Source organism: Agrobacterium genomosp. 13 str. CFBP 6927 (assembly GCA_900012615.1).
Taxonomy (GTDB): domain Bacteria; phylum Pseudomonadota; class Alphaproteobacteria; order Rhizobiales; family Rhizobiaceae; genus Agrobacterium.
Genome location: LT009756.1, coordinates 2,861,421 through 2,877,641, shown reverse-complemented (window position 1 = coordinate 2,877,641; position 16,221 = coordinate 2,861,421). Strand labels below are relative to the sequence as shown.

Annotated in this window: 16 protein-coding genes and 1 pseudogene; 11 read left to right on the top strand and 6 right to left on the bottom strand. The window is 55.4% G+C overall.

Features of this window, described 5'->3' with window-relative positions; genetic code table 11:
• Nucleotides 1-74: 74 nt before the first annotated feature.
• Entirely contained in the window at nt 75-557 is a 483-nt protein-coding gene (gene secB, locus AGR13A_RS14150; protein WP_035221967.1) for a protein-export chaperone SecB, read from the top strand.
• Between the two features lie 101 nt (nt 558-658).
• Here the strand turns inward: secB and dnaQ are convergent, their stop codons facing one another.
• The 5 genes from dnaQ to AGR13A_RS14125 are packed head-to-tail and all read right to left on the bottom strand — an operon-like array spanning nt 659 to nt 4,263.
• Nucleotides 659-1,357 (bottom strand): DNA polymerase III subunit epsilon, encoded by a 699-nt coding sequence (dnaQ, locus tag AGR13A_RS14145; RefSeq protein ID WP_035221965.1) that lies wholly within the window; start codon nt 1,355-1,357, stop codon nt 659-661.
• Nucleotides 1,350-1,958, bottom strand: a complete 609-nt coding sequence (gene coaE, locus AGR13A_RS14140; protein WP_080836344.1) for a dephospho-CoA kinase — start codon at nt 1,956-1,958, stop codon at nt 1,350-1,352. Before coaE ends, dnaQ begins: the two co-directional genes overlap by 8 nt.
• Nucleotides 1,958-2,818, bottom strand: coding sequence for a shikimate dehydrogenase (locus AGR13A_RS14135; RefSeq protein WP_080836342.1), 861 nt, complete (start codon nt 2,816-2,818; stop codon nt 1,958-1,960). The genes coaE and AGR13A_RS14135 overlap by 1 nt, the downstream gene beginning before the upstream one ends.
• A complete protein-coding gene (locus AGR13A_RS14130) occupies nt 2,811-3,410 on the bottom strand; it encodes a Maf-like protein (RefSeq protein ID WP_080836339.1) in 600 nt (199 codons plus the stop codon). The genes AGR13A_RS14135 and AGR13A_RS14130 overlap by 8 nt, the downstream gene beginning before the upstream one ends.
• A 31-nt stretch (nt 3,411-3,441) precedes the next feature.
• A complete protein-coding gene (locus AGR13A_RS14125; protein ID WP_003492790.1) occupies nt 3,442-4,263 on the bottom strand; it encodes a pyruvate, water dikinase regulatory protein in 822 nt (273 codons plus the stop codon).
• 410 nt (nt 4,264-4,673) lie between these two features.
• Here AGR13A_RS14125 and hemE point away from each other — a divergent pair, with 410 nt between their 5' ends.
• The 8 genes from hemE to AGR13A_RS14085 all read left to right on the top strand — a co-directional run bounded on the left by hemE (nt 4,674) and on the right by AGR13A_RS14085 (nt 13,412).
• The gene (gene hemE, locus AGR13A_RS14120) at nt 4,674-5,708 is read left to right on the top strand and encodes a uroporphyrinogen decarboxylase (RefSeq protein ID WP_080836336.1); all 1,035 of its coding nucleotides are present in this window, start codon (nt 4,674-4,676) and stop codon (nt 5,706-5,708) included.
• Nucleotides 5,705-6,250: a protoporphyrinogen oxidase HemJ gene (hemJ, locus tag AGR13A_RS14115; protein ID WP_080836334.1), complete on the top strand. Its 546-nt coding sequence runs from the start codon at nt 5,705-5,707 to the stop codon at nt 6,248-6,250. The genes hemE and hemJ overlap by 4 nt, the downstream gene beginning before the upstream one ends.
• Before the next feature lie 184 nt (nt 6,251-6,434).
• Nucleotides 6,435-7,700, top strand: a complete 1,266-nt coding sequence (gene rho, locus AGR13A_RS14110) for a transcription termination factor Rho (protein WP_003492784.1) — start codon at nt 6,435-6,437, stop codon at nt 7,698-7,700.
• Nucleotides 7,701-7,787: 87 nt separating this feature from the next.
• Nucleotides 7,788-9,113, top strand: a complete 1,326-nt coding sequence (gene mnmE, locus AGR13A_RS14105; RefSeq protein WP_080836332.1) for a tRNA uridine-5-carboxymethylaminomethyl(34) synthesis GTPase MnmE — start codon at nt 7,788-7,790, stop codon at nt 9,111-9,113.
• A gap of 60 nt (nt 9,114-9,173) precedes the next feature.
• Nucleotides 9,174-11,057 (top strand): tRNA uridine-5-carboxymethylaminomethyl(34) synthesis enzyme MnmG, encoded by a 1,884-nt coding sequence (gene mnmG / locus AGR13A_RS14100; RefSeq protein WP_080836331.1) that lies wholly within the window; start codon nt 9,174-9,176, stop codon nt 11,055-11,057.
• Nucleotides 11,058-11,068: 11 nt separating this feature from the next.
• A complete protein-coding gene (gene rsmG / locus AGR13A_RS14095; RefSeq protein ID WP_080836329.1) occupies nt 11,069-11,686 on the top strand; it encodes a 16S rRNA (guanine(527)-N(7))-methyltransferase RsmG in 618 nt (205 codons plus the stop codon).
• 19 nt (nt 11,687-11,705) lie between these two features.
• Nucleotides 11,706-12,500, top strand: a complete 795-nt coding sequence (locus AGR13A_RS14090) for a ParA family protein (RefSeq protein WP_080836327.1) — start codon at nt 11,706-11,708, stop codon at nt 12,498-12,500.
• A gap of 30 nt (nt 12,501-12,530) precedes the next feature.
• Nucleotides 12,531-13,412 (top strand): ParB/RepB/Spo0J family partition protein, encoded by an 882-nt coding sequence (locus AGR13A_RS14085; RefSeq protein WP_080836325.1) that lies wholly within the window; start codon nt 12,531-12,533, stop codon nt 13,410-13,412.
• 60 nt (nt 13,413-13,472) lie between these two features.
• Here the strand turns inward: AGR13A_RS14085 and AGR13A_RS14080 are convergent, their stop codons facing one another.
• Nucleotides 13,473-13,673, bottom strand: a complete 201-nt coding sequence (locus tag AGR13A_RS14080; protein WP_035221936.1) for a DUF1674 domain-containing protein — start codon at nt 13,671-13,673, stop codon at nt 13,473-13,475.
• A gap of 119 nt (nt 13,674-13,792) precedes the next feature.
• On the opposite strand from AGR13A_RS14080, the gene htpX reads away from it, so the two are divergent.
• Both htpX and AGR13A_RS14070 read left to right on the top strand, forming a co-directional pair.
• Complete coding sequence (gene htpX, locus AGR13A_RS14075) at nt 13,793-14,758, top strand: zinc metalloprotease HtpX (RefSeq protein WP_080836323.1); 966 nt, start codon at nt 13,793-13,795, stop codon at nt 14,756-14,758.
• Nucleotides 14,755-16,139: pseudogene (locus tag AGR13A_RS14070) on the top strand (RsmB/NOP family class I SAM-dependent RNA methyltransferase). The gene htpX and the pseudogene AGR13A_RS14070 overlap by 4 nt, the downstream one beginning before the upstream one ends.
• Nucleotides 16,140-16,221 lie beyond the last annotated feature (82 nt).

Sequence of the window (16,221 nt, the reverse complement as noted above, 5' to 3'; positions counted from 1 at the left end):
GCTCGCGAAGGGTTGTAAGGCTCGGGTCGAAATGATAGACCGCCTTCCACGAATTCACGCCGCGAGGAAACGTAATGACCGCTGAAAATGGTGCACAGGGCGCAGTAAGTCCTTCCCTGAATATTCTTACCCAGTACATCAAGGATCTTTCCTTCGAAAATCCGGGCGCTCCTCGTTCGCTTCAGGCCCGTGAAAACGCGCCGTCGATCAACATCAATGTCAATGTCAACGCAAACCCGATCTCGGGTTCGGATTTTGACGTTGTTCTGGCGCTGAATGCGGAAGCCAAGGATGGCGACAAGGTTCTGTTTGCGGCCGAGCTGGTTTATGGCGGCGTGTTCCGCATCGCCGGTTTCCCGCAGGAACATATGCTGCCGGTGCTGTTCATCGAATGCCCCCGCCTGCTGTTCCCCTTCGCGCGCCAGATCATCGCGGATGTCACCCGCAACGGCGGCTTCCCGCCGCTGATGATCGATCCGATCGATTTTGCGCAGATGTTCGCTCAGCGCGTTGCCGAAGAACAGGCGAGAGCCAAGGTTCAGGCTGTACCGAACTGAACGGCGCCTATTGCGTTTCAGAATCTCTGACAAAACAAAACCCGGGTTATTCGCCCGGGTTTTTCTTTGACGCATTTTCCATTTCAGCGTCCAGGCAGGCGTCAATTCTGGTAGCGGTTCCAGATCGCCTTGTCGCCCATGCCGAGAACAAGTTTGCCATGAGCCGCGACGGTCTCCGCATCCAGTCGCGAGGGCAAAGGGCTTGGCCGTTGTAGCGGCTCAAGTGGTACGTCATCCTCGATGACGACCGTTTCCTGTTTGGCCGCCGAACCGAAACCGAGCGCCGTCTGACGCCCACCGATCATCTCGATGTAGACTTCGGCAAGCAATTCGGAGTCGAGGAGCGCGCCGTGTTTGGTGCGGTGGGAATTGTCGATACCGTAACGCCGGCAAAGCGCATCGAGAGAGTTCGGTCCCATCGGGTGCTTGCGGCGGGCGAGCGAAAGCGTGTCCGTCACCAGATCGGCTGCGACCGGCTCAATGCCCAGACGGGCGAATTCGGCGTTGATGAAACCCATATCGAATGTCGCATTATGCGCCACCCAGCGAGCACCCTCGAAGAAATCGCGGATCTGGTCGACGACATCGGCGAATTTCGGCTTGTCTTTCAGGAAGTCGTCGGTAATGCCGTGAACAGCAAGCGCATCGGGGTGAACCTTGCGGTCTTCCGGGCTGATGTAGAGATGCAGCGTTTTCCCGGTTGGAAAATGGTTGATCAGCTCAATCCCGCCGATTTCGATAACACGGTCCAGTTTCGATTCAAGGCCCGTGGTTTCCGTATCGAAAATGATCTCACGCATTGTTTTCTCCGTGGCCCGAACCGGCGGCCAATCTTTGCAAGATTCCTCTTACCTGATCCCGCGCCGCTTCGACACCATTTCCGGTATCGATGACGAAATCGGCGCGTTGACGCTTTTCAGCATCTGGCATCTGACGGGCGAGGATCATTTCAAACTTCTCTTCCGTCATGCCCGGCCTGGATAAAACGCGCTGGCGCTGTATGTCAGGGGCGCAGCTGACAACCACTATTCTATCGACCCTCTCTTCAGCTCCGGTTTCAAACAGCAGGGGAATATCGAGAAGGGCGAATTGCCGCGCTTCTTCCCTAGCCTTTGCGAGAAAGGCCTCCTGTTTCTCCCGGACAAGCGGGTGAACAATCGCTTCGAGCTTGCCAAAATTAGCCGGATTCTCCCGCAGAACCTCGCTGAGCTTCTCGCGATCCACCGCACCGGAAACGGTCGTGCCGGGGAAAACGGTTTCGATCAGGCCAACGGCTTCCGCCCGATAAAGCGCGTGCACAACCTCATCGGAATCGAGAACCGGGACGCCTTCTTCAGCAAACAGCCTTGCCGTCGTTGTTTTTCCCATTCCGATCGAGCCGGTAAGACCGATGACAATCATCAATGTTTTTCCATATCCGCGATGATGAGGGAGCGGAGGGTTTCGTCCACCTCCGGCATCTGGCCGAACCATCTCTTGAAGCCGGGTTTAGCCTGGTGAAGAAGCATGCCAAGCCCGTCAACAGTCGCAATGCCCTGCGCTTGCGCCATCTGCAGGATGGGCGTTATCAAGGGCACATAAACGATATCCGTCACGACGGCATTTTCTGCGAGCGGTGAGAAATCCAGGTCTGGCGCTTCGGTCCCATCCATTCCGAGTGATGTGGTGTTCACGAAAAGGCCGGCACCCTGCATGACCTCGTGAAGTGCGCCTTGGGGATGGGAGAAGACCCTTGGGCCAAAACGGTCGGCCAGTTCCCGGGCCCGTTCCACCGTGCGGTTCAGAATATGGATTTCAGCAATGCCGCGGTCCCGCAAGGACTGGACCACGGCGCGGCTGGCGCCGCCAGCTCCGAACACCACTGCCCGGTCAATTTTATCCCACCCTGCGTGGCGCTCATCGAGATTGGAGACGAAACCGTAACCATCGGTATTGGTGGCGCGAAGCTTGCCCTCTTCCATCCAGATGGTGTTTGCGGCACCCAGTTCTTCAGCCACCTCATCAGGGCTATCCGCGAGCCTGTAGGCGGCTTCCTTGTGCGGGATGGTGACATTTCCGCCGACGGCGGATCCCGGCCCCTGCGCCCTTATTGTCGCAATGAAATTCGGGAAATCGTCCGGCGTGACCTCCACGGCCTTATAGGAGCCGGAAATGCCAAGTTTCTTCAGCCAGTAGGAATGAATGATCGGCGAGCGGGAATGCTTGATCGGGTAACCGGCAACGAAGGCATTTATGGTTAATGTTTCACGTGAATCAGCCATCGATGACATCCATGTCGCGCAGTTTCGTTAATAGGGGCAAAAGCGGAAGACCAAGAATGGTGAAATAATCTCCCTCGATTGAGGTGAATAGCTGGATTCCCTCACCCTCGAGCTGGTAGGCGCCAACGCTGCTCAAGGCCTTTCCCCCGACCCGTTGCAGGTGGCGGGAGATAAATTCGGTGCTCAAATTCCGTACGGAGAGCTCGGCGCTGGAGACAGTCTGCCATAACACTTCCCCTCCCCGGACAAGAACGGCCGCGCTGTTCAGCCGGTGAGTTTTGCCGGACAATGACAGCAGGTGCGCCTCGGCTTCCGGCATGGTTTTAGGCTTGTGATAAACACGGGCGCCAAGCGCCATGGTCTGGTCACATCCAAGAACCAGAGCTGATGGATAGAGTGCACTGACCGCGAGCGCCTTGGCCCTGGCAAGTTCGAGTGCCACGTCCTCGGGACTGGCGCCATTTCTTTCCAATTCTTCATCGAGCGCGCGCTCGTTTATATCCGCGGGAATCGCCGAGAATGTCAGCCCAGCATTGCGCATCAGCATCTGGCGTGATGCGCTGGACGAGGCGAGGATCAATTCTTGTTTCATCGACTGTCTGCTCCGAATGGTGCGATCCGGATTATCGTGTCCTCGGACGAAGGGCAAGAATGGCCGCGGCCGTTTCCTCGATGGAGCGTCGCGTAACATCAATCAGTGGCCAATTGTTGCGGGCACAGAGCGCCCGCGCATATTTCAGCTCTTCCATGATGGTGGCGCGATCCGTGTAACGCCCGCTGTCAAATCCGCCGGTAACGCCGAGTTCACGATTTTCACGCACCTGCGATATGCGATCAGATGTTGCAACCAGACCGACGATCAGTGGCCTTGTCGCCGCATAAAGGCTTTCAGGCAGGGGCACATTCGGAACGACGGGTATATTGGCGGTCTTTATTCCCCTGTTGGCGAGATAGATGCTGGTCGGTGTTTTCGATGTGCGGCTGATCCCGATAATGACGATATCGGCCTCGTCATAGGTTTCCGGCATCTGCCCATCATCATGATCCATGGCAAAATTGAGCGCTTCGATCCGTGCGAAATAATCCGCATTCAAGACATGCTGCGCTCCGACCCGCCGTCTGGAAGGCGCACCGAGATAGGTCTGAAAAATGCCGATGATCGGCTCGAGGACGTTGACACAGGGTACTCCGATCGCATGGCAGCGTAAGTCCAGGAACTCAGCCAGCTGCTGGTCAACGATGGTATAGAGGACGATGCCGGGTTCCTTGTCGATAAGGTCAACCACCTGGGCGAGCTGCTTCTGGTTCCTGATCATCGGATAAACATGTTCCACTGGCATGGAGGCATGAAACTGGGCCGAGACGGCGCGGCCCGCCGACATGAGAGTCTCTCCCGTCGAGTCCGAAATCAGGTGCAAATGGAAGAAGCTTTTTTTGTTCTCCACGCTGTTTTTCTCCCGCTGTTGATAAACCGGGACAAACTTCCGAATTGTCCTGAAGGCCGAGCCGCGACGTGAATAAGGTGGTGTTTTTCCACAATCCGCAAGTGGCTTCAATCACCATCGGCGTGCCTGTGAATTGTTGGAAGAATGAAGACTTGTCCAGAATTTTCCCCAGGCTATCCACAGATCTGGATATTTTCCGTATAGGCATTAAATAAATGAAATCATTCAATAAATCTTAGTTTTCCTTATTATCGGAGAACTGGCTATCAAATGATATCCGCAAAGACCGGTCGCACTCCTCGACTGCGGCATTTCGACTGGAATGATTTTAATCCTTGCTACCCACAGACTCTAAGAAATAGAAAATCTTTTAAATCTCTTTGATTTTATTTTTTGAGAAGTTGGGTGGCATGAGCGAGCGCAAGGTTTTAAAGGTGTTGAACGGGCAAACGGTCACACCGCCGCCCATATGGCTGATGCGGCAGGCAGGGCGTTACCTTCCCGAGTACAGGGAAACGCGCAAGACCGCCGGTAGTTTCCTCGACCTCTGTTATAATCCCGAACTGGCGACCGAAGTGACCCTTCAGCCTATTCGCCGGTTCGGGCTCGACGCCGCCATTCTCTTTTCCGATATTCTGGTGATACCGGATGCGCTTCATCGCAACGTATCCTTCAGCGAAGGCAAGGGTCCGGCGATGGATCCGATCGATGTCAGCGGTATCGAAAAGCTCGATGCGGCGAATGTCTTGACACATCTTTCGCCTGTTTTCGAAACCGTCTCCCGGCTACGCACAGCCTTGCCGGATGAGACGACGCTTCTCGGATTTTGCGGCGCGCCCTGGACGGTTGCCACCTACATGATTGCTGGGCACGGAACGCCTGACCAGGCGCCAGCGCGGCTCTTCGGTTATCAGGAGCCGGTTGCGATGGAAAAGCTTCTCGCTTTCCTCGCGGATATCTCCGCAGACTATCTGGTGGCGCAGATCGATGCCGGGGCGGATGCGGTTCAGATTTTCGATTCCTGGGCCGGCGTGCTCGGCGAGAAGGAATTCGAGGACTATGCGGTAAAGCCCGTAGCGCGGATCATTGCCTCGGTGCGCGCCCGCCGTCCGTCCGCAAAGATCATCGCTTTCGCCAAGGGGGCGGGTTATCTTCTGAAAGATTATCGCCGCAAAACGGGTGCAGACGCCATTGGGCTAGATTGGTCTGTGCCCCTCAGCTTTGCTCGCGATCTGCAGAAGGAAGGCCCGGTGCAGGGCAATCTGGACCCGATGCTGATGGTGGCGGGCGGTAAGGCGTTGCAGGATGGCATCGATGCCGTGCTAGAGGGGCTCGGACAGGGTCCGCTGATCTTCAATCTTGGTCATGGAATTACCCCGCAGGCCGACCCGGAAAACGTCACGCGGCTGGTGCAGCGGGTGCGCGCTCACGGAGCCGGGGCATGAGCAACGAGAAACAGATCTCTGCCCGTTCGGGAAACAGGGCCGCACTTCGTGCGGGAGTGGCACTTGGTGTCTTTGCGGCATTTGTCGCCTTGCTGTTTTACGCCGATCCAGCCGATCTCTATCTCTGGATCAAAGCGCTTCATATCATCGCGGTGATTTCCTGGATGGCGGCGATTTTTTACCTGCCGCGGCTGTTCATCTATCACACCGATGCGCCGGTCGGTTCACAGCAATCCGAAACCTTCAAGGTGATGGAACAGCGGCTGATCAAGGTCATCATGAATCCGGCGATGATGATATCCTGGGTGCTGGGACTTTATCTCGCCTGGTCGGTTTATGGTTTTTCCGGCGGCTGGCTGCATGCGAAGATCGGACTGGTCGTGATTTTGACGATCACCCATGTTTATTTCACCCGCAGCGCCAAACGTTTCGCGCGGGATGAAAATACCAGACCGGCCCGTCACTGGCGGTTGATGAATGAGGTTCCGACCGTCCTGATGATCCTCATCGTCATACTTGTGGTTGTGAAACCCTTTGGTTAAGACGGGGTAACGATAAATTTCGCGGAATTCGTGCTTTCCTCTTGCGGCGGCCGTGTTCAATCGCTATTTTCGCTTCACTCATCTTCGTGGCATGTGAATTATTCAGTCATCTGCGGTATCTCCCTCAGCATCTGATTCGCGAACACGCCCTCCCCCAAATACATTATCAAACGGTCTTTCCTTCATGGCTGAAATGAAGCTTCAGGAACTTAAGAGCAAATCGCCTACCGACTTGCTGACTTTTGCTGAATCCCTGGAAGTTGAAAATGCGAGCACCATGCGCAAGCAGGAGCTTATGTTCGCAATCCTCAAGGTTCTCGCGAGCCAGGACATCGAAATCATCGGCGAAGGCGTCGTCGAAGTCCTGCAGGACGGTTTCGGTTTTCTGCGGTCCGCTAACGCGAATTATCTCCCCGGTCCGGATGATATCTATATTTCGCCCTCGCAGATCCGCCGCTTCTCGCTGAAGACCGGCGATACCGTCGAAGGCCCGATCCGCGGACCCAAGGAAGGCGAACGTTATTTCGCGCTTCTCAAGGTCAACACGATCAATTTCGACGATCCTGAAAAGATCCGTCACAAGGTTCACTTCGACAATTTGACGCCGCTTTATCCAAACGAGCGCTTCAAGATGGAACTCGATGTTCCGACGTCGAAGGATCTGTCTTCGCGGGTGATCGACCTCGTCGCACCGCTTGGCAAGGGCCAGCGTGGATTGATCGTCGCGCCGCCGCGCACCGGTAAAACCGTTCTGTTGCAGAACATCGCGCATTCCATCACGGCAAACCATCCGGAATGTTATCTGATCGTTCTGCTGATCGACGAACGTCCTGAGGAAGTCACGGACATGCAGCGTTCGGTCAAGGGCGAGGTTGTATCCTCCACCTTTGACGAACCCGCCGTACGCCACGTTCAGGTCGCTGAAATGGTCATCGAGAAGGCCAAGCGCCTGGTCGAACACGGTCGCGACGTCGTCATTCTGCTCGATTCCATCACTCGTCTCGGACGCGCCTATAATACGGTCGTTCCGTCTTCCGGCAAGGTTCTGACCGGCGGTGTGGACGCCAATGCGCTCCAGAGGCCGAAGCGCTTCTTCGGTGCCGCACGTAACATCGAAGAAGGCGGTTCGCTGACGATTATCGCAACCGCACTGATTGATACGGGCAGCCGTATGGATGAAGTGATCTTCGAAGAATTCAAGGGTACGGGTAACTCGGAAATCGTGCTTGACCGCAAGGTCGCCGACAAGCGCATCTTCCCGGCGCTCGATATTCTCAAGTCCGGCACGCGCAAGGAAGACCTGCTGGTGCCGCGTCAGGACCTGCAGAAGATCTTCGTACTTCGTCGAATTCTGGCACCTATGGGAACCATGGACGCCATCGAATTCCTCATCGACAAGCTCAAGCAGACCAAGACCAATTCGGACTTCTTCGAGTCCATGAATACCTGATCCGGAGTTTAGCCGGATTCATCGACCAAACTTTAAAGCCGCATCCGTTTGTTCGGATGCGGCTTGACTGTTTAAACGAGGTGAGTGATGTCAGCTTCCGCCGATACGATCTACGCACTTTCAAGCGGCGCTTTGCCGGCTGGTGTCGCCATCATCAGGATCAGCGGACCAAAAGCCTTTGAGGCTCTGGGAATATTGACCGGCCGTGCGCTTCCTGCTCCCCGACAGGTCACGCTGAGTTCGATTCGGGATCGAAATGAAGATATAATCGATCAGGCGCTGACGGTTGTTTTTCCTGCCCCAAATTCCTTTACGGGTGAGGACTGCGTCGAGATTCACAGTCACGGCAGTCGCGCCGTTATGGCTTCAATTTTTTCCGAACTCGAAAATCATCGGGGGCTCCGGCCTGCGGATGCGGGTGAATTCTCCCGCCGCGCATTTGAGAACGGCAAGATGGACCTTCTCGAAATCGAGGGGCTTGCGGATCTGTTGCAGGCGGAAACGGAAATGCAGCGACGCCTGGCGGTGGAGCAGAGTACGGGTAAATTGTCGGCCCTTTATGATGGCTGGGCAAACCGTTTGACTCGCGCCCGCGCGTTGATCGAGGCGGAACTCGATTTCGCCGATGAAGATGACATCCCGGACTCCGTCGCGTCCCAGGTCTGGCACTCAGTATCTGAGCTTAGGGATGAAATTGCCGTTCATCTTCGGAGCGGCGGGAATAGTGAGATCATCCGTGACGGCTTCAAGGTGGCGTTGGTCGGGGAACCCAATGCGGGTAAGTCCACTCTTCTGAACGCCTTGAGCGGCCGTGACGTGGCCATTGTGACCGACATAGCTGGCACCACCAGAGATGTTCTAAGCGTCGATATCAATCTGGATGGCTATCTGGTTCGGATATTCGATACAGCGGGAATCCGCGATACGCAGGATGTGGTCGAACAGGAGGGCGTTAGGCGCGCGGTTCTGACGGCGGAAACCGCCGATCTCATCCTGTTGTTGCGGGATAACGATTCGATTCCGAAACAATCCTTAACCTCCTTCGCGAACCAGCGTCTTTTGCAGGTGCGAACCAAATCGGCGCTTTCTCCTTTTGCTGAAGCGAGCTTTGACCTGTCTATTTCGGCGCGGGAAGGGCTCGGCCTGGATGAGCTGCGTGCAGCGATCAAGCGTGAGATCGAGAAACGTGTCGGCGCTGGACAAACATTGGTTCCCGCGCGTGCGCGCCATAAAAAACGCCTTGAAGAGACGCTGAATTATGTTAGTGATGCGCTCCATTCCGAAGCCATGGACCTTGCGATAAGGTCTGAATATTTGAGGCTCGCGGCGACCTCGCTCGGACGTATTACGGGCCGCGTGGATGTGGAAGATTTGCTTGGCGTAATCTTCTCGGAATTCTGCATTGGAAAATGATTCACGTGAAACATTGGCTGCGATGCGGCGAAGCTGATGAATAAGATAGGGCGCAGGGATATGCACCAGTCATTCGATGTCATTGTTATCGGGGGCGGCCATGCCGGCAGCGAGGCTGCGGCTGCGGCTGCGCGACATGGCGCTAAAACCGCTCTCGTTACCCATAAGCGCGAAACGATTGGCGTCATGTCCTGCAACCCGGCGATCGGGGGTCTTGGTAAGGGACATCTCGTTCGAGAAATCGACGCATTGGATGGGCTGATGGGCCGCGTTGCGGATGCTGCAGGCATTCAGTTCCGTATGCTCAATCGCAAAAAAGGTCCGGCCGTCCGCGGTCCTCGCACGCAGGCCGATCGACGTCTTTATCGCGAGGCCATGCAGCGCGAAATCAGTGCAATAGAGAATTTGACGATTATTGAAGGCGATGCTTTCGATATCGAAATGGCTGGTGATCGTGTTTCTGCTGTTATCATGGCAAATGGTAGCCGGATTCATTGCGGCGCCGTTGTGCTTACCAGTGGTACTTTCTTGCGTGGCCTCATTCATATCGGCTCCGAAAAGATTCCCGCCGGTCGCGTTGGTGAAGAACCATCTCTCGGCCTCTCGCAAACGCTCTCGCGTCTGGGTCTTGCCATGGGCCGCTTGAAGACGGGAACCCCTGCCCGGCTCGACGGCCGTACGATTGACTGGAATGCGGTGGATCGACAGGCGGCTGACGAGGATCCCATCCCTTTCTCCTTCATGACGGATCACATTCTCAATCCGCAGATCGAATGCGGTGTGACCCGGACGACCCCGGCCGGGCATAAGATCATTCAGGACAATATTCACCTCTCGGCGATGTATTCGGGGCAGATCGAAGGAGTAGGCCCGCGATATTGCCCGTCGATAGAGGACAAAATCACCCGGTTTGGCGAACGCGATGGCCATCAGATATTTTTGGAACCGGAAGGGCTGGACGATCATACCATCTACCCAAACGGAATTTCGACGTCGCTTCCGGCATTCGTTCAGGAACAATTTATCCGCACCATACCGGGCCTCGAAAGAGTTTCTATTCTTCAGCCGGGTTACGCGATTGAATATGACTATGTCGATCCGCGGGAGCTTAAACCCTCTCTGGAATGCCGTAAAATTCCGGGTTTGTTTCTTGCCGGGCAGATCAATGGAACGACGGGTTATGAAGAAGCCGCAGCTCAGGGTCTTGTGGCCGGGCTGAACGCTTCGCTTTATGCTGGCGATGCTGACGCGATTTATTTCAGCCGCACGGAATCTTACATCGGCGTGATGATCGATGACTTAACCTCAAAAGGTGTCAGCGAACCCTATCGCATGTTCACATCGAGAGCGGAATATCGACTTTCGCTGCGCGTCGATAATGCCGACCTGCGGCTAACACCTATTGGTGAAGCTGCCGGCATCATTGGTCGTGAGAGGCAAGAGCGCTTCTCGGGTTTCCTCTCGAATCTCGATAATGGGCGGGAGCTGATGAAAAACATGTCGATCAGCCCGTCTCAGGCGGCAAAGCAGGGATTGAAGTTGAATCAGGATGGCCAGCGCCGCACGGTATATGAATTGCTCGCCTACCCCGAGATGAGCCTGGAGACGCTTGCTGTGCATTGGCCGGAGTTGCGATCGATTGACAGCAAAGTTTCTGAGGTTCTGCAAATTGAGGCCAGTTATGCTGTCTATATGCAGCGCCAGAGCGCAGATATTGTCGATATCAAGCGAGACGAGGATAGAAAAATCCCCGATGATTTTGATTTTCAGACCTTGTCCGGCCTTTCCAACGAATTGAAACAAAAGCTGGAAAAGGCGCGTCCTGAAAACATTGCACAGGCTGCCCGTGTTGACGGTATGACGCCTGCTGCTATATCGCTGCTACTCGCACTGCTGCGGAAAAGCTCTGCAACGCGAAATGAAAAAATGCGCATGCACCAATAGCGAGTCGGACTATGAAGATAAACGGCCAGAGTGTTTCACGTGAAACACAGGAAAGACTCGAGCACTTTGTCGAGCTTTTCAAGAAGTGGAATAAAACCACAAATCTGGTGGCGCCTTCGACTCTTACTGAGCTGTGGAGCCGGCATGTGGCCGATAGCGCGCAGATATTTCAGCTTTCCCCTGAACCTAAAAAGTGGATCGATCTCGGCAGCGGCGGTGGATTTCCCGGCGTCATCACCGCGATTTTCCTGGCCGAGCTCGGCGATGGCTGGGTTGATCTCGTCGAAAGCAACAATAAAAAAGCAGCTTTCCTGCGCATTGCGCTGAAGGAAACCGGCGCAAGAGGCTCCGTTCATCCAGTCAGGATTGAAAAAGCGCCTCAATCGGTAAAAGACTGTGACGCCGTTTCCGCAAGAGCACTTGCGGAGCTGGATTTGCTGTTCGACTATATCCATCCTTGGGCGAAGAATAATCCGCATCTCAAGGCCTATTTTAATAAAGGCCGGGATTATGATTCCGAAGTGCAGAAAGCGCATGGCCGCTGGCAGTTTGATCTGGTAAAACATCAGAGTGTCATTGAGGCAGATTCTGTTGTTCTTGAAATCAGAAACCTCATTTTAAGGCACTGACGAACTGACCGGGTGCGGCATGAGCTTTGAGAAAAATCGGATTATCGCAGTTGCAAACCAGAAGGGCGGCGTTGGCAAAACAACGACGGCCATCAATCTGGCGACGGCATTGGCGGCGATCGGCGAGCGCGTGTTGATCATTGATCTTGATCCGCAGGGCAATGCCAGCACCGGGCTTGGTATCGATCGTAAAGAGCGCAAATTGTCGTCTTACGATCTCCTGGTGGGTGATAATGGCATCACCGAAGTCGCGGTTCCGACGGCGGTTCCGAACTTGGACATCGTTCCTTCGACGATGGATTTGCTCGGCTTCGAAATGCAGGTCGCGAATGTCAATAATCGTGTATTTCTGCTGCGCGCTGCCATGGAAACGCCGGAGGCCAGAGCTTATTCCTATATCCTCGTTGACTGCCCGCCCTCTTTTAACCTCCTGACCATGAATGCTATGACGGCTGCCCACTCCGTGCTGGTGCCGTTGCAGTGTGAGTTCTTCGCACTGGAAGGTCTCAGCCAGTTGCTGGATACGGTAAGTCAGATAAGGGGCTCGGTTAATCCGCAGCTGGATATTCAGGGTATCGTCCTGACGATGTTTGATGCGCGCAACAACCTAGCGCAACAGGTCGTTACCGATGTGCGGACGCATCTGGGCGAGAAGGTTTACCACACGCTTATTCCGCGTAATGTTCGTGTTTCCGAAGCGCCGTCTTATGGTAAGCCAGCAATTCTTTACGACCTCAAATGTGCCGGTAGCCAAGCCTATTTGCAGCTGGCATCTGAAGTGATCCAGAGAGAGCGTCTGCGCAAGGCCGCGTGACGTTCACCGGAATGTATGGAGTAATATCTTATGAGTGATGATCTTTCCAAGCGTCGGCTCGGGCGTGGTCTTGCGGCGCTGATCGGAGAAATGGATCAACCGGTGCCAGTGGGTGAGCCGCAGCGCGCCGTCAACGCTGATCGCACCATTCCGATTGAGTTCATTGCCCGAAGCCAGAGAAACCCACGCCGTCATTTTGATGAGAATGAGCTGCAGGATCTTGCCGCATCCATTCGTCAGCATGGAATTGTTCAGCCTGTGGTGGTGCGAACGGTTGGCGTCAACCGCTACGAGATTATCGCCGGTGAACGGCGCTGGCGCGCGGCGCAGCTGGCTGGTTTTACGGATGTGCCGGTCATCGTTCGTGATGTGGACGATCGCACGGCCCTGGAGCTGGCGATTGTCGAAAACGTGCAGCGTTCCGACCTTAATCCGCTTGAAGAGGCAATGGGTTACGAACAGCTGATTGCCGAACATGGTTACACCCAGAACGATCTCGGTGAAATCATCGGCAAAAGCCGAAGTCATGTTGCAAATAGCTTGCGATTGCTGAAGCTCCCCGATCCGGTGCGCGATATGTTGGCAGACGGGTCGCTTTCCGCCGGTCATGCGCGAGCGCTGGTGTCGACGTCCGATCCGGCGACTTTGGCGAAGACCATCGTCTCCAAGGGTCTCTCGGTGCGTGATGCCGAACGTCTTGCGCAAAATGATATCAAGTCGCAGGGCGATGTTACCGAGAAGCGTCCGGCTGCCGAGAAGGACTCCGATACCATTGCGCTGGAACGCAGCCTATCCGACGCCCTTGGTCTTGATGTGAAGATCAGCCACAAAGGCGGTTCCGGACAAATCCGTATTGGCTACCGTACACTGGAGCAACTGGAAGCGGTCTGCCGACTTTTGGAACAGAAATAAGTAAGCATCTGTTTTTATTGAAAAATACCCGCTTTTAGCGGGTATTTTTTGTTTTACCGATCAAAAATCGATCGCCCGACCTTTTATTTCATAGTCACCGAAACGAACGGGTTCTGCGCCGCCGCGGCCACCGGTTTCCGGTGGTAATTGAAGATCCGCCTGCTGTTTGCGGCGCTCTTCCGCTTCCTTCAATGCGCGTTCCGCCGCCGGCGAAAGCCGCTTCGCCATTTCCGCGCCGTTGTCATTGTCTGCATCCTGCATGAGAATCCTCCCTATGACGGGATATTGAAATATGTTTGCCGTTTACCAGATTATATAATCAAACCGGCTTTATAAACCCCCGGAATATTCCCTGATAGATGATGAGGAGAGTTTGACAGATGAACATGATGCGCACGGCAATGCTTCTGGCCTTCATGACGGCATTGTTCATGGGTGTCGGTTTTCTGATCGGCGGTAAAGGCGGCATGATGATTGCTTTCCTCATCGCTGCCGGCATGAATCTGTTCTCCTACTGGAACTCTGACAGGATGGTCCTTTCCGCCTATCGCGCGAAGGAGATCGATGAGGCCAATGCGCCCGAATTCTTTCATATGATCCGCGATCTCTCGCATAATGCCGGCCTGCCCATGCCCAAGGTCTATATTTACGATAGCCCGCAGCCCAATGCATTCGCGACGGGAAGAAACCCGCAAAATGCCGCTGTCGCCGCCTCGACGGGCCTGCTCGAGCGTCTGACGCCTGAAGAAGTGGCCGGTGTCATGGCGCATGAGCTGGCACATGTGCAGAACCGGGATACGTTGACCATGACGATCACCGCGACGCTGGCGGGTGCCATCTCCATGCTGGGCAATTTCGCTTTCCTGTTCGGCGGTAATCGCGAAAACAACAATAATCCACTTGGCTTCATCGGCGTTCTGGTCGCGATGATCGTGGCACCGCTGGCTGCGATGCTGGTGCAGATGGCCATCAGCCGCACACGGGAATATTCCGCCGATCGGCGAGGCGCGGAAATATGTGGCAATCCGCTGTGGCTGGCGTCTGCGCTACAGAAGATTTCCGGTATGGCGCAGCAGATTCACAATGACGATGCTGAGCGCAATCCGGCAACGGCGCATATGTTCATCATCAACCCGCTTTCGGGCGAGCGCATGGACAATCTCTTTTCCACCCATCCAAATACGGAAAACCGCGTGGCGGCCTTGCACGCAATGGCACATGAGTTTTACCCGCGAGGATCGACGCCGACGCCAGCGAATGATAAGCCTCTGCGCAAATCAGGCTCGGTTCCCACAACAGGCAGGGGCCGAGGCAATGAAAACGAGCGCAAAGGGCCGTGGTCTTGACATCCGATATGCAGAATAAGCCGGCGCGGTCCAAAAAGCCGAGGTCGGCCAATGGCAAGGGCCGTGAAGACGGCCCTTCGTCTTTCCAGGATAAGCCGGGCCTTGCAGCACGCATTGCCGCGACGCGCATTCTCGCAGCCGTTCTTGAAAAGAAGACCTCGCTCGACGGAATGTTGGACAGTGAAAACGGTAATCCCGTTTATCGCGCGCTTTCCCTTGCAGACAGGGCGTTGGTAAGAGCCATCGTCAACAGCGCGCTTCGTCACCTCCCGCGTATCGAGACGGCGCTATCGATGCTGCTTGACGGGCCGTTGCCGCAGGGCGCCCGTTCGCTGCATCACGTCCTTGTTGTCGGTGCGGCGCAGATGCTTTATCTCGACGTTCCGGATCATTCCGCTGTGGATCTGGCCGTGGAACAGGCCCATCGCGATCCGCGCAACAGGCGTTTCGTCAAGCTTGTGAACGCGGTTCTGCGACGGCTGGGTCGGGAAAAACGGACATCGAACAGGCCATTGCGCAGGTTCCGGTGCTTCCGGACTGGTTCTATGCGCGCCTGGTTTCGGCCTATGGCGATGAGACTGCAAAGCGGATTTCCGAGGCGCAGCTGACGCCGTCCTCCATCGATCTCACGGTCAAGGCCGATCCGGCTCTGTGGGCGGAGAAGCTGGGCGGCACGCTCCTGCCAAATGGCAGTGTGCGGCTTGGGGAATTCGACGGCCAAATTCCCTCGCTGCAGGGCTTTGCCGAGGGGGCGTGGTGGGTGCAGGATCTCGCGGCCAGTATGCCGGTGAGGCTGATGGGCGATATTTCCGGCAAGCGTGTTGCCGATCTCTGTGCGGCTCCGGGCGGCAAGACCGCCCAGCTTGCGCTTGCAGGCGCGAAAGTGACCGCGCTTGACCAGTCCGGCAATCGTCTTCGCCGCCTGAGGGAGAATCTCGACCGGCTCGGCCTTCACGCCGAAACGGTGGAGATCAATATGATGAAGTACCAGCCGGAACAGCCTTTCGACGCCGTCCTTCTTGATGCGCCCTGCTCGTCAACCGGCACGCTGCGTAAACATCCCGATGTCTGCTGGACCAAGGATGAAAATGATATTGCCAAACTTGCAGTTCTTCAGGGCCAGATGCTGCGACATGCACTCACCATGATCGATTCCGGCGGCATTGTTGTCTTTTCCAACTGCTCGCTCGATCCCTCGGAAGGGGAAATGATGATCGCGCAGGTTCTGGCGGAAAACCCCGGCATTGAGCGTATCGCCGTCCGCAAGGAGGACTGGCCTGCAATGGAAGCCGCCATCACTGCGGAGGGCGATCTTCGCACGACGCCGGATATGTTCGGTGGGGTCGATGGGTTTTTTAGCAGTGTCTTGCGTAAGAAGTAGAAAAAAGCGAAGCTTTCGCGAATCATTAGATATTTATCGATAACGTTCCGGTCATCGCGGTTCACTGATAAAAACAAAACAT